Consider the following 13,215-nt stretch of genomic DNA (forward strand, 5'->3'; position numbering starts at 1 on the left):
AATACGGAAAACACCCGCTGCACAACAACCGAAAACTGGACAAGTATTTTTTAACGCGATATTTCCATCGTTTGGGCAGCGCCAGCTGCCTTTAGCAGAGGGCGGCAACTGACTGAAAATCAGCTTAAGTAGATGCCAAGGTATTAGCGCCCCGCTGCTGGTGGCGTCTGCAATAGCGCAATAATGCGCTGCAACTGGGCATCGGGCTTGCGCTGCTGCAGTGCCTGCGCCAAAGCCAGCGCGGTTTGCTGCTGATCATTCACGCGCAGCGGGTCTGCGCCGTGCGCCAGCAAGATCGCCACTTCATCGGGCTGGCGCGCCAGAATCGACGCATGCAGCGGCAGCCAGCCCTGCGCGTCCGGCTGATTTACATCCAGCCCGCGCGCCTGCAAAAAAGCCACCAGCTCGGCTTTGTGCTGCGCGCTGGCGCGGCCCTGCACCACAAAGCCCATGCCCGCCCCTGCCTGCAGCCGGGCAATATCGTCCGTCGTACCACGCAGCTGGAAAACATAAGCGCGGCACACTTGCGCCGCAGCCGGAATCAGCAGCCCGCCTTCATCGGCGCACACCAGCGCTTGCTCGATATCCAGCCGGTGCAAGCTATAAGCCGCCCCGGCCAGATACAGCGTTGCAAGCAGGCCAACTGGTAGCAAAAGTCGTTTTTTCATGGTGAGCATATCGGGCGCTCAGGTGATAGATGGTGAAGGCCAAAATCATAAATCAATGTGGCCGATTTGGGGGTTGGCCCTGCTTTATTCGTTTGCGGGTGTGGCGCACGCCACTGGTGGCAAAGATCGCCACCGTGATACCGCGTCAAGGACGCTGGCCGAATACGCACTGGCTACGTTGCGCAGCTGATACGGGCTTTGCGGCCCGAACGGCGCAGAATCATTGACCGCCGCCGCCAGCTGATCCAGATAGCCGCGACCAAATTGCTGATAATGGGCCAGCTCGTCGGCACTGAGCACCATCAGGAAGTCATAGCTGACCAAAGGGCTGTGGCACTGGATGTCGAGCAGTAGCTGGCCATCGTGGCTGAGTAAAAACCAGCTGTGGGCTTGGTGTTCAATCACTTGCATTTGAAAATCCGGTGATGGTTCTGGCTGGACTGCACTGATGGGGTTGGCGCTATGGTGGGTATACATCCGAAAGTATTGATAATCATGATGTTATGCACAATACATGGGCATGTATATTCAGGCGCGCAGCAAATCCGCAATCATCTGCCGCGCCTGCCCCTCGTAGCCGCCGCCGAATAAATTCACATGGTTCACGATGTGATACAAGTTATATAAAGTTTTGCGCTGCGCATAGCCCGCATCAATCGGCCACGCGGCGTGATAGGCGGCCAAAAAGCGCGAGCCAAAGCCGCCGAATAACTCGGTCATCGCCAAGTCGCATTCGCGGTCGCCAAAATAGCAGGCCGGATCGAACACCACCGGCGTACCGTCCGCTAGCCCCGCCGCATTGCCACTCCACAAATCGCCATGCAGCAAGCTCGGCTGTGGCGTGTAGTCGCGGAAAAATTCGGGGATTTTATCGAGTAGCTTTGCACCCGCCGCGCCAAAATCACAGCCATTTTGCCGTGCCAGCTTGAACTGCGGCAGCAATCGTTCCTCGCGCCAGAAATCAATCCAGCTATCGTGCCAGCGATTGCTTTGCGGCGTGCTGCCGATGGTGTTATCCATCTCCCAGCCAAAGCGCGGCGCACCCGCCGGAGCAATCCGATGCACGCGCGCCAAGGCTGCGCCCATCGCCGCAGGGTCGGGCGAGCCCGCCAGCGGCAAATATTCCAAAGCCAGCCACGCCGTAGCCGCCCCGCTCACCCCATGCGCCATCGGCTGCGGCACGCGCATCCCCTGCCCCAACGCCGCCAGCCCCGCCGCCTCGGCGACAAACATGTGATGCAGCGCCGCGCGATTGGTCTTCACAAAATACTGCCGCGCTGGGTTGGCGCGATCACTGATCACCAAGGCCTGATTAATACAGCCGCCCCCCACGCTGCGCTGTTGCTTCACGTGAAACACCGCGCCAGTGGTGGCGGAGATGGCGGATTCGAGGTCGGAAATCAAATGAGGCATGGTGGCCGTCGCCAGCAAGATGGGGATGCAGTGATTGTAGTGCGCGGGTGTTGAGCGTGTTTTGCGCCAGGCTAAGATGTTGGGTGGGCATCGTGTGGCAAGCCTTGTTTTTCTCTCCTGCATCAACCCATAATTACCGCTCGCTGACTCAGTTTGATTGACGATTAAAAGGAAAAGCCGAATGAAAAGTAATCCAGTTGCTTGGTTTGAAATTTATGTTCAAGACATGCCCCGTGCCAAGGCATTTTACGAATCGGTATTCCAAGGCTCATTGGAGGAATTAAAGAATCCTGATCCCGAAGGGTTTCCTGAGATGGAAATGTGGGCATTTCCAATGTCAATGGAAGACTCTGGTGCCGCTGGCGCACTCGTAAAAATGGCGGGCTGCCCATCTGGCGGCAGCACGATGGTTTATTTCGCGTGTGAGGATTGTGCCGTGGAGGCCGCACGAGCAGCTGCCAATGGCGGCGAAATCTTCAAGCACAAAATGTCGATTGGCGAGCATGGCTTTATCGCGATGGTGGTCGATACCGAAGGCAATATGATTGGCCTTCATTCAATGCAATAAGTGGGATCGTAAAGTCTCGTCGGGCGGGTTAGCCGAAGGCGCGCCCCAAACGAAGTCCCCTTGGGGGATAACCCGCCAATGAGCATGCGATTCAATAGCACCGATCAGCGCAGGTCGCTACTGCCCTATTCGGCTTCTCGGGCATGGCTATCTATACCCAGTTCTCGCATTTGTTCCCCCCTTCGCCGAAGGGGGGCTAGGGGGATTTCTGCACTTATTTATGCTGCTGCGGTGTCGTTACACGAATAAATCTTAATGGCTGGCGTTGTAGCGCCTGAATTGAAATCCATTCTGGGATTGATCATGCCCACAATGGGTTTTTGTTTGCTTGCTGGTAGCCATTCTCAATGAGGCTGGTGCGAGTTATTGGCGCGGGATTTTTTGAAAGGAAGCGATGGATTCGGCTTAAGAATAATCAGAAATCACTTTAAATTTAGCTGACATACGGTAGTTGGATCGGTACGATATCAGCACGTCATCAGGGCAAAAATACATCAGTGGGTATGGGGTGGCAGCCGATAATCGATATGGCCTTCAGCGACATACCCCTTAAATCAAGTCTGGATCGCAAAATGAGAAAAATCCTATTGCTGATTGCATTACTCGCGATGGCCAGCGCCCAAGCTGGCGTGGTCGAGCAAACCACCCGCGAAGCTGGGCGCGGTTTTGCCAAGGGCATAAACGAAGGAACAGCGCAAGCATTTGAAAAAATGCTCGATAACAACGACAAACGAATGAAACAAAACGCAGCGGACGCCAAACGCAAGCAGCGTTTGGCGAATATTAGTGGCTGCGCGACCAATGCGAAGCGTACTTCATGCAAGTGCTTTGATAAGCAGGGATCGATTGAGACGATTCTGGATGAGAAGCAGTGTATGGAAGTGGTGAATCGCGGGTTGGCGGCAGTGAATGATTTTTAAAGTGATTCTGGGATAGCGAGTGAATGAAACGACTAAGTAGGTGTAATAAACAAAGATTAATCCGTTTGGCAAAAATTAGAGCTAATCACAAGAGTTCTAGAATAAAGAAAAAAGTATTAATTGGCTACATACTCAATGGTACTGGTTTTGCTAAAAAGAAAAGAAGCTCTTATGTTACTGTGAAAATTGTGGCTCCAATATCATTTAACTTGTATCAGGCCGCACGTAGGCAAAATTTAATAGTTTTTATTGATGAGATAAAAAGAGCGATTAAAGCAAATGCTTCAATCAGAATAGATTTTAGTCATGTAAAGAGATTGAATCCGTGTGGTACAATTTTATTTATTGCTGAATTAATGAGGATTATTGAGCTGAAAGGCAATAAACAGCGGGTTACTTGTACTTTGCCGAAAGATAAGATTGTTGAGCAGCTATTTAAACATGTAGGTATTTTAGACTTACTTGGTTGCAGAAGTAATGTTGTTGTTCAGCATGAAACAGTAAAACACTGGACTTTATGTAAAGGAGATCTTGTTGATTTGTCTGGGTTAAAAAGCTTAAAAGATAAGTTAGATATTGAATTGGGTGAAGAAAGAAGTTTTGCATTATTCACAGGCATACAAGAAGCGATTACTAATACGGTTCATCATGCATATATTGAGGAACGTGGAGATGGCTTCGATGCATCAAGTAAAAAATGGTTCCTTTTTGCAAAGCACATGGAAGGTCAGGTATCATTAGCAATCTGTGACTTAGGCATCGGGATTCGTCGATCATTGCCGAGAAAAATGCCATGGCCAAAACAAATTTTTGATGAAACGCTTGAAAAGTTGGGTGCAAATACAGATCTCGATGCTAAGCACATAAAGGCGGCAATTATGTTGGGTGCAACCAGAACAGGACTTAGTAATCGAGGGAAAGGTTTACATGACATGAAACATGTTGCGAGCTTGTGTGAGAATGGCCGTTTGGATATATTGAGTAATAAGGGTGTTTACCGCTTTAGCAAGAAAATAAACTCTGAAATTATTCTTGACCATAAAAGTAATATCCAAGGCACTATTGTGCAATGGGGATTTAATACAAGTGATTATTTAGGATCAGAAAATGCTGATTAATATAGCTAAGGATTTTTCACCATTTGCTGCTGGTCGTTATCAGACTGATGGGCCCTGCTCTGGTGAAGCTTTTCGAGATTTAGTTCTTGTTCCTAAACTTGAGCAACATAAAATGGAATTGGTGACTGTTAATTTAGATGGCACACTAGGTTTAGGTTCATCTTTTTTGGAGGAAGCATTTGGTGGCTTGATCAGAAAGGGATTTAAGAAAGATTATTTACACTCCTATTTGATAATTGAGTGTAAACATCAATCTTATGTTGATGCCGCATGGTCATATATCGATGGTGCAAATAATGATGGAAAATAGTTGGTTTGATTTATATCGCTCTGTGATTGCACCTACTATTGCTATTGTCTTGGTTGTTATTGGATGGTTATTGGTTTCTAGAGACAATAATAGACGTGAGTTGAGAAAAGAGCTTAGAGGTATTTCATCCGAAATAGGTAAATTAGGCGAAGTTCTTTCGGAAAAGTGTTATCAATATTTCTCATCTGTAGAGGATGAAGATAAAAGATATCAGCTGGCTTTCGAAATTAAGACGGTTTTGGATAAAATTGAAACGAGTTTTTGTGGTATGTCAAAAATCAATAAAAACTTCAAAAATGAGTTTCTGGTTTTGAATTTGAGGGGTGCGGTTACTAATAACCAGTTTTTTGAGACGGCTAACTTTAAACGACTTGATGCTCGTGATCAGATTCATTTGAATATTAAATTGAAAATTAAAGATATTGAAACTCATATTGACGAGGTTATTTTAAGAACGTATGTGATCAATGGTGTAAGAGATTTTTTCTCTTTTTCAAACTGATGTTTACCTGCTGGTATTCTGTACAGACGCACAGAATCAATTTGAATCCAACATCCAATGCGATGTATGAACCGCCAGTCATGGCGGTTTTTCTTTGCTTGTAGTTTGTGATCAGGCAGCCCGAGTTCGACTGTTGGCGACGTAAATCCTTGATTTTATTAAGAGCTGTTTTAAAACGTGCCACTACATTACCCAGAATTTCGTATCTTTTTGATTCTTATACGGATTTTAAAAAAGATTGTTATTCGTGAGTGCTCGGGCTGAATGGCGGGTTATCCCCCGAGGGGACTTCCTTTGGGGCGCGCCTTCGGCTAACCACGCCCTACCGCTTTCTTATTTGCCGGTGGTGTGTGGGTGGGGCTAGGGTTGTTTCTTGTTAAAGCACTGGTGGGTATTGGCTTGTAGCTATTTATCTATATGTCTTGCATGGCTATACCCTGGGTTGCTGTGTTGGCTGTTGCGGTGTGGCGGCGTCAATCTGTTTGGGCAAGGTGGTGCGCGTGATACGGCGTAGGATGTATCGCCGCAGGCAAAGACATTCTCTAAGGCATGCCTGCTGCCACTTGGCGTATCGCGCTGCGCGTTCAATGCTCCCTGCCGTGCTTAGGCAAACACCGATAGATTGCCGCTGCTGGCTAGGCTGGCTAGGCTGGCTTCGCCGCTGGCGCTGTAGATTGCGCCGCCTTGCTGTATCGCAATTTGCGCTTGCTCATCGGCCACGCTGGCTTCGGCTTTTTGTACCGCTTCTGTGATGTCCTGCAGGCTTTTTTTGGCCGCGCGCAGCTCGCGCTGATCCATTTCGGTTTTGAGCTGGCGGTTTTCCATGGCCAGCAATTGCTTCAGTTTGTTGCTCAGCTTTTTCACTTCGGCAAAAAATTCCTTATCACCCGCATCACCTGCCCCACCTGGCCGCCGCTCTGCCGGGCTTTGTGTGCCATCGGCGCGCTGGCTGTCGGTTTTCTCGGTGGATTTTTCGCCGGATGGTTCGCTGTGTGTTGCGCTGGTTTTTTCGTCGCTGCTGGTTTGCTCGCTGGCTGATGTGCTGCTTTCTGCCAACTCGGCGGCTGCGCTGGCTGGCTCGCTGCCCGCTTGCCCGGCGGTGGCGCTCTGGCTGGTATTGCTTGTGTTGCTGGCGCTGTCACTGGCGGTCATGCTCGCGCCTGCGCTGCCGCCGTATTGCGCCACCAGCGCTTTGAGCTCTTTGGCCAGCTCGGCCACCAGGCGCGGATTGCCTTTGCCGATGCCAGCAAAGCGCATCATGTTTTCAATCCGCTGTTTGAGTTCGGCCATGCGGGCTTTGGCGGCGCTTTTGCGGTCTTGCACGGCTTGGGTGTTGATCTCTTTTGCGCGCGAGAAAAAATCGAGCCCAATTAGCTTGGCCCCACCTTTTTCGCCCTGCTGCCGGGTATCGCGCTGATTGTCGGGCCGGGCAAGCTGGGTGAGCAAGGGCTTGAGCTGGAATTGGATCGGGTTCATCGCAGGGCCACCTTTATCGTTGATCCCTACTGTATCGGATGTCTTTGTGAAAGCTATAGGTCAATATTTGGCTGATTCTGACTGCAGTACGGCGAACTGCCCCATGCAATAAGCGCAACCACCGTTTGCCTGGCTGCCACTGGGCGTATTGCGTTTCGCGTTCAATATTCCCTACCGTGCCGGGTTTACGGCAGCAGCGTATGCAGCGTGATTGCGCCCATGGCAAAAATCACGGTGGGCGCGGCCAGCAGGTTGAACGGGGTGTTGACGATGACGCGCTGGTTTTTGACCGCCAGCTTGATCGGTTCGCCCGCTCGGTATAGATACACCAGCAGTGAGTTGTCGGCGATATATTCGGCTTCATGCTGGCCGGGGCTGCGGTAGGCGATTTTGAGATGTCTGGATTTCGTGCCTTCGGTGAGCGAATTGCGCGTTACCACGGCTTGTACGGTGCCGGTGATGTGGGTGGCGGTGAGGACAAATCTGATCCGGTAGGCCAATAGCCATAATGCCAGCACAATGCAGCCGTAGCCGATCAGGGTGAAATACAGCGTCATGTTGGCGTCCACAATTTGGGTAGTGAGTGAGGTAAGGCTTGGGCTTTTGGGGCTTTTTTCGGCCACCAGTCCAGCACATTAGTAGCGTATTGGCTGTGGCTTGTCTAGCACGGTACGCCGCCTGTAATAAGCGCCACTGCCGTTTGCTTGGTCGCCACTGGGTGTATTGCCGCGTTGCGTCGAATACCCCCTACCTTTCTGCCTACAGGCCACTCCCCCATCCTCAGCGGTGCAATTCGCTGCGCTCAGTGCACCCTACTCCTGCTCAATACCCTGTCACGTATCAGGCTGAAACTCAGTATGAATATGGCTTCTGCGCCAATACCCATCACCTCCCGCCAGCTCAATTATTCCTCCGCCTCCAGCTCGCCAAACAAATCCGGCTGGGTTTGGCTGGGGGTGATTCGTTGGGTTTTGCGGCGTTGGCCGTGGCGGGCTGGGCTGCGGCTGCCGTGTTTTTGGTAGACGGCTTTGGCTTGTTCGCGCAGTTGGGGCTGGCTGCGCCGCCAGTCGCTAATTTTTTGCTTGGCGGCGTGCAGCGAGGTTTGCCAATCTACCACCGGCCACGGATAGTCGCGGCCGAGGATGCAGCCGGCTTCTAATTGAATCGCCGGCGGCATTTGCCATGGCTCGAAGATGCACCAGTCGGGCACGCGGCGTAGCGCGGGTAGCCAGTGGCGGACAAATGCGCCGCGAGGGTCGTGTTCCTGGGCTTGTTTGATCGGGTTGTAAATGCGCAGCGTGTTGATGCCGGTGACGCCCGATTGCATTTGCACTTGCGGGTAATGAATGCCCGGCTCGTAGTCGAGAAACAGCCGCGCTAGCCGGGCGGCGGGTTGTGGCCAGTGTAGCCATAGGTTGTAGCTGGCAAAGCTGACCAGCATGGCGCGCATGCGAAAATTGATCCAGCCGGTGTGGCGCAGCATGGCCATGCTGGCGTCGATCAGCGGGTAGCCGGTTTCGCCATTGGCCCAGGCCTGAAAATGCGCGCGGTTGAAGTCGGCTTCGCGCAGGCCGGCGTAGCCTGCGTGCTGCGGGGCGATTTCCAGCTCGGGCTCGCTTTCGAGTTTTTGCATGAAATGGCAATGCCAGTGCAGCCGGCTTTCAAAGCTGCGCAGCGAGGTGCGCCAACGCTGCTCGGCGGCTTGTTCGGGCGATAATTGCGCGACGCGCCGCCGCGTGGCTTGCACAATTTCGCGCAGCGATAGACAGCCAAAGCTCAGGTACGGCGATAGCCGCGAGCAGGCCGATACGGCTTTGAGCGGGCTGGAAATGCCGCCGCGATATTGTCCGCCGCGCTCGAATAAAAACGCCTGCAGCGTGGCCACCGCAGCGCGCCGGCCGCCGTGCTGGCGGGCGGCAAAGTCGCTGTCCCACAGCCGCAGCGGGATTTGGTCGATTTGCTCAATCGTCGGGTGCGGCCAGTGCGCTAGCGCGGCGTCTTGGGCGCTGGTGACTTTGGGCGCGGTAGCGGCGGCGAGGCGCTCGCTCCAGTAGCCATGCCAGTGGTCGCGATTGCGTAGCCGACGCACTACGCCATTTTGTGGCCATTCTTGCCACGGTAGGCCTTGCTGCCGACACCAGTCGCCCACTGCGCGATCACGCGCAAAGCTTGCCAGATTGCCGGTTTCTTCATGCGAATACAGCCCCGCCAGCGGCACTTGGCTGTGCAGCCATTGCAAGGCATCGCGCATTTCGCCATGAAATAGATACAACCGCAGCCCGCAGCGCTGCAGATCATGCGCCAGCTCTTGCAGACATTCGCGCGCAAACCCCCAATGGCCTGCGCTGTAGTCGGGCTGGCTTTGCTGGCTAGGCTCGATGCAATACAACGCCAACACCGGCCCACGCTGGCTGGCTTGCCACAGGGGCCAGTGATCATGCAGGCGCAGGTCTTTTTTAAACCAGACCAGATGGATGGGGGTATTGATGGGCATGTTCAGATTTTGTGTTGATATGGTTGAAAATGAACTGAACTAGCCCCTTCCCCCTTGATGGGGGAAGGTTGGGATGGGGGTGAAAATGCTTGATTTGACGATAAATCCAAGATATCACCCTCACCCTAGCCCTCTCCCGTCAAGGGAGAGGGAACAAAAGCAATTCCACGGCTCAAAAAGCCATCAACACGTAATCTGAAAATTACCATTTTGATGTGGGTATTGCTTTGTATGTATTGATATTATTAGGCTAGATAGCAATACCCTAGATTTTCGGCAAAGGATGCAAGACCGCATGGCCGCCGTCGACGCCAATTTGTTGGCCGGTGATCCAGCGGGCGTCGTCGCTGAGCAAAAAAGCGATGAGCGCAGCGCTGTCGTCGCCACTGCCGATCAGGCCCATCGGATTCATCTTGGCATTGCGCTCGCAGGCTTCGTCGGTGCCGGTCATCCGTGCGGTCAGTGCCGAGCGGGTTAGCCCCGGCATAATCGCGTTCACCCGTATGCCGCGCTCGGCATAGGTGGCGGCGCTGGTTTGTGCCAGACTGGCGACGGCGGCTTTGGCGCTGGCGATGATCTCGTGGTTGGGAAATCCGGCGCTGGCGACCAGCGAGCCGACCAATACTGCACTGGCTGGGGTTTTTTGCCGTAGTTGCAGGGCGATAAAGGCTTTTAGCGTATAAAAGGCGCTGAAATAATTGGCGGCGAATACCTGCTGTGCATCATTGGCACTGCTTAAATGCAGCGGTTTGATCAGCGTGCTGCCAACGCAATGCGCCAGCCGATCGGGGATAAACCCGAGCTGGATGGCGGTCTGGATGGTTTGCTCGGCGGTGTCCGCCAGCGTGAGATCGGCGGGCAGCACCAGCGCGCTCTGGGGTAGCTGATTGGCCAAAGCCAGCAGTGCGCCCTCGTCGCGCGCGGTGAGCACTAGCCGCCAGCCCTGCTGACTAAGCCGCCGCGCCAGCGCGCTACCCATAGCGCCACTGGCGCCAGTAATCCAAGCAGTGTGAGCCATGCAGACCTCCCGATACCTTGCAGCGCGAATAGTTACCAGTTGGTATATTGCGCTACTGGTTGGTAATTGTCGAGTGGCCTGCTTGTGGGCTGTGATTTATTCGGCGCGGGTCTCGGCAGTGATCACCGGCAGGCCGCTGGCTTGGGATAGTGCGGCGGCGGTGGCTTGGGCGGTGGCCAGATTGCGGGCGGTGGCGGGCCAGTTGGCAAAGGCAAAGCGCTCGACTTGCCCGGCCTGCTCGCCATCGCCTTTTTGGCCGCAGATCATCAGCCAAATGGTGTCTTTGCGAAACAGATTCGGGTCTTGCTCAAGACGGATTTCGCTAAATGCGCTGACTGGCTCGCTGAGTGTACGCAGCGTAATCAGGCCCAATAGCATGGTTCGGCGCTCGAATATCCCTTTGGCAAAGCGCTGCTCACTCGGCAAAGCCCAGAATAGCGCCATGCCAGCCAGGATCGAGTAGTAAAACAGGCCATAAAAATGGTTTTCAAACTGGTCGGACAGCACCAGTGGTTTGCCCCACCAGGCCAGCGCCAGCAGAACTGCGCCAGAAAGCCACCAGCCGGGGCTGCTGGTGCTGCGATGAATAATCATGATTTATCCTTTGGGTATTGGCTTGAAGGCTAGTTTGAGGTTGCTCTGCAGGGCAATACCCTGATTTTTTGGCAATGTTCTCAATTCGAGTTGATTGTTTTTAGCGCCTTCGGCGCGATGTTTTACAGTCGCAATCCGCGACGGGGACTCACTTTCTTTGCTTCGCCAAGAGAAGGTAAGCAAGAGAAGGCGACCCCCGCCTGCGGCCCTCCGGGCTATAAGCCTTAGGCCACGGTCTACGCTAAGGCAACAAGTTGCCAAGCTCCGCCACGCCTCGGTCGGTCGCGAGCCAAACGATAAAGCCATTTGTCTCGCTCCACTCCCTCGGCGATGGGCGACAGGGGATTTTAAGCCCCAGATCCAGCAGCGCAGCTCGGATCAACACGTATTGAGAACATCACCATTTCCTAGCGGGCTGCTTGATCGGTGTTGAGGTGCTTGATTCATCACTGTGCTAGCTTTTTCTCACATCAAGGACATCGGGGAACAGCCATAAGCCGACCCTCAACACCGCCGTATTGCCTGCTTAATCCTGCAATTTCCACGCGATGGTTTCGCCTGCGCGCAGTGGCACGACGACGCTATCGCCAAACTGGTATTCGGCCGGTACTGTCCAGCTCTCTTTCACCAGAGTCACTTTTTCTTCGCTCACGGGCAGGCCGTAGAAAGTCGGGCCGTTGTTGCTGGCGAAGGTTTCGAGTTTGTCGAGCGCGTTGGCCGCCTCAAACACTTCGGCGTACAGCGGCAAAGCCGCGTGTGCGGTGTACATACCAGCACAGCCGCAAGATGATTCTTTCGCGCCTTTGGCGTGCGGCGCGCTGTCGGTGCCGAGGAAAAACTTGCTGCGAATGGCCACGTCGCTCGAGGTCACCGCGCGCACCAAGGCTTGGCGATGCACTTCGCGTTTCAGAATCGGCAGGCAGTACAGATGCGGGCGAATGCCGCCGACCAGCATGGCGTTGCGGTTCATTAGTAAGTGGTGCGCTGTCACGGTCGCGGCCACATTTGGACCTGCGCTGGCGACAAACTCAGCCGCATCTTTGGTGGTGATATGCTCGAAAACCACGCGAAGATCGGGAAATTTCGCCAATAATGGCAGCATAATCCGGTCGATAAACACCGCTTCGCGATCGAAAATATCAATTTCGCTATCGACCACTTCGCCGTGCACCAGAAACGGCAGCCCGACTTCGGCCATTTTGGCGATGGTCGGCAGCACTTTATTCACATCGGTACAGCCTGCGTCCGAGTTGGTGGTGGCGCCCGCCGGATACAATTTTACGCCGTGCACAAAGCCGCTGTTTTTGGCCGCGACGATATCTTCCGGGGTGGTATTGTCGGTGAGATACAGCGTCATCAGGGGCTGGAACGAAACCCCGGCTGGCAGCGCGGCCAAAATACGCTCGCGATACTCGCCTGCCAGCTTGGCATTGGTCACTGGCGGCTTCAGATTGGGCATCACAATAGCGCGGCCAAATTCACGCGCAGTATGTGGCAATACGCTAGCCAGGCCTGCGCCATCGCGCAGGTGCAAATGCCAGTCATCAGGGCGGGCAATCGTTAAAGTTTGGGTCATGATGATTTCCAGTGAGGTGTAAGGGGTTGGGCGTGAGGGGCAAGGGCGTTCGGGGTCAAGGTTTTCACCTTACTCCTTTCACCTCGCTCCTTACCTTTTTTGGATCAGAAACAGAAATTTGCCATCGGCTTGCCAGTGCTCGACCAGCTCGTTGCCGGTTTGCTTGCAGAAGGCGGCAAAATCGGTCGGCGTGGCCGGGTCGGTGCACGTCACTTGCAGCAATTGGCCGCTTTCCAGCGCGGCCAGTGCTTTCTTGGTGCGCAAAATCGGCAAGGGGCAATTCAGGCCGGATAAATCGGTCTGCAGATTGGCTTCGGGGCGATTGGACATAAACGGCTCGGCTGCGGCATGGTTGAATGCCGATATTGTACCAAGCCTGTCAAAGACGGGCAGCGCCAATCGCAGGGTAATCAGGGTATGGCCCGCTGGCTGAATGGGGGTGGCTCATTCGGGCTTATACCTCATCCATAATCGCAGCAAATTAGTCGGCCTGGCCTTGAAACTTTCTGCTTTGCCCGCCATCTGATTGCACGCAGCACTGGCTGCGTCCTTCTTCGA

At 53.7% G+C, this 13,215-nt stretch carries 15 protein-coding genes; 5 read left to right on the plus strand and 10 right to left on the minus strand.

Features of this window, described 5'->3' with window-relative positions:
* Positions 1 to 143 precede the first annotated feature (143 nt).
* The 3 genes from FLS37_RS05070 to FLS37_RS05080 all read right to left on the minus strand — a co-directional run bounded on the left by FLS37_RS05070 (position 144) and on the right by FLS37_RS05080 (position 2,081).
* Positions 144 to 668 (minus strand): ankyrin repeat domain-containing protein, encoded by a 525-nt coding sequence (locus FLS37_RS05070; protein ID WP_157314874.1) that lies wholly within the window; start codon positions 666 to 668, stop codon positions 144 to 146.
* A gap of 84 nt (positions 669 to 752) precedes the next feature.
* Positions 753 to 1,079 carry a hypothetical protein gene (locus tag FLS37_RS05075; RefSeq protein ID WP_157314875.1) on the minus strand — a complete coding sequence of 109 codons (327 nt, stop codon included), beginning with the start codon at positions 1,077 to 1,079 and terminating at the stop codon, positions 753 to 755.
* A gap of 117 nt (positions 1,080 to 1,196) precedes the next feature.
* Complete coding sequence (locus FLS37_RS05080) at positions 1,197 to 2,081, minus strand: fructosamine kinase family protein (RefSeq protein WP_157314876.1); 885 nt, start codon at positions 2,079 to 2,081, stop codon at positions 1,197 to 1,199.
* Between the two features lie 181 nt (positions 2,082 to 2,262).
* Between FLS37_RS05080 and FLS37_RS05085 the strand changes: the two genes are divergently transcribed.
* The 5 genes from FLS37_RS05085 to FLS37_RS05105 all read left to right on the plus strand — a co-directional run bounded on the left by FLS37_RS05085 (position 2,263) and on the right by FLS37_RS05105 (position 5,499).
* Positions 2,263 to 2,649: a VOC family protein gene (locus FLS37_RS05085; protein WP_157314877.1), complete on the plus strand. Its 387-nt coding sequence runs from the start codon at positions 2,263 to 2,265 to the stop codon at positions 2,647 to 2,649.
* A gap of 572 nt (positions 2,650 to 3,221) precedes the next feature.
* Positions 3,222 to 3,569 carry a hypothetical protein gene (locus FLS37_RS05090; RefSeq protein ID WP_157314878.1) on the plus strand — a complete coding sequence of 116 codons (348 nt, stop codon included), beginning with the start codon at positions 3,222 to 3,224 and terminating at the stop codon, positions 3,567 to 3,569.
* Positions 3,570 to 3,592: 23 nt separating this feature from the next.
* On the plus strand, positions 3,593 to 4,687 hold the full coding sequence (locus tag FLS37_RS05095) for a hypothetical protein (RefSeq protein ID WP_157314879.1): 1,095 nt from the start codon (positions 3,593 to 3,595) through the stop codon (positions 4,685 to 4,687).
* On the plus strand, positions 4,677 to 4,997 hold the full coding sequence (locus FLS37_RS05100; RefSeq protein WP_157314880.1) for an STAS-like domain-containing protein: 321 nt from the start codon (positions 4,677 to 4,679) through the stop codon (positions 4,995 to 4,997). Before FLS37_RS05095 ends, FLS37_RS05100 begins: the two co-directional genes overlap by 11 nt.
* Complete coding sequence (locus tag FLS37_RS05105) at positions 4,984 to 5,499, plus strand: hypothetical protein (RefSeq protein WP_157314881.1); 516 nt, start codon at positions 4,984 to 4,986, stop codon at positions 5,497 to 5,499. Before FLS37_RS05100 ends, FLS37_RS05105 begins: the two co-directional genes overlap by 14 nt.
* Before the next feature lie 603 nt (positions 5,500 to 6,102).
* Here FLS37_RS05105 and FLS37_RS05110 read toward each other — a convergent pair.
* The 7 genes from FLS37_RS05110 to FLS37_RS05140 all read right to left on the minus strand — a co-directional run bounded on the left by FLS37_RS05110 (position 6,103) and on the right by FLS37_RS05140 (position 12,987).
* Entirely contained in the window at positions 6,103 to 6,975 is an 873-nt protein-coding gene (locus FLS37_RS05110) for a hypothetical protein (protein ID WP_157314882.1), read from the minus strand.
* Positions 6,976 to 7,160: 185 nt separating this feature from the next.
* On the minus strand, positions 7,161 to 7,532 hold the full coding sequence (locus FLS37_RS05115) for a hypothetical protein (RefSeq protein ID WP_157314883.1): 372 nt from the start codon (positions 7,530 to 7,532) through the stop codon (positions 7,161 to 7,163).
* Between the two features lie 347 nt (positions 7,533 to 7,879).
* Positions 7,880 to 9,469 carry a cryptochrome/deoxyribodipyrimidine photo-lyase family protein gene (locus FLS37_RS05120; RefSeq protein ID WP_157314884.1) on the minus strand — a complete coding sequence of 530 codons (1,590 nt, stop codon included), beginning with the start codon at positions 9,467 to 9,469 and terminating at the stop codon, positions 7,880 to 7,882.
* A gap of 265 nt (positions 9,470 to 9,734) precedes the next feature.
* Positions 9,735 to 10,487, minus strand: a complete 753-nt coding sequence (locus tag FLS37_RS05125) for an SDR family NAD(P)-dependent oxidoreductase (RefSeq protein WP_157314885.1) — start codon at positions 10,485 to 10,487, stop codon at positions 9,735 to 9,737.
* 96 nt (positions 10,488 to 10,583) lie between these two features.
* A complete protein-coding gene (locus FLS37_RS05130) occupies positions 10,584 to 11,081 on the minus strand; it encodes a hypothetical protein (RefSeq protein ID WP_157314886.1) in 498 nt (165 codons plus the stop codon).
* 526 nt (positions 11,082 to 11,607) lie between these two features.
* Complete coding sequence (gene pyrC, locus FLS37_RS05135; RefSeq protein WP_157314887.1) at positions 11,608 to 12,657, minus strand: dihydroorotase; 1,050 nt, start codon at positions 12,655 to 12,657, stop codon at positions 11,608 to 11,610.
* Positions 12,658 to 12,747: 90 nt separating this feature from the next.
* Positions 12,748 to 12,987 (minus strand): sulfurtransferase TusA family protein, encoded by a 240-nt coding sequence (locus FLS37_RS05140; RefSeq protein ID WP_157314888.1) that lies wholly within the window; start codon positions 12,985 to 12,987, stop codon positions 12,748 to 12,750.
* Positions 12,988 to 13,215: the final 228 nt, after the last annotated feature.

It is taken from the genome of Chitinibacter sp. GC72 (genome assembly GCF_009760905.1).
GTDB lineage: Bacteria > Pseudomonadota > Gammaproteobacteria > Burkholderiales > Chitinibacteraceae > Chitinibacter.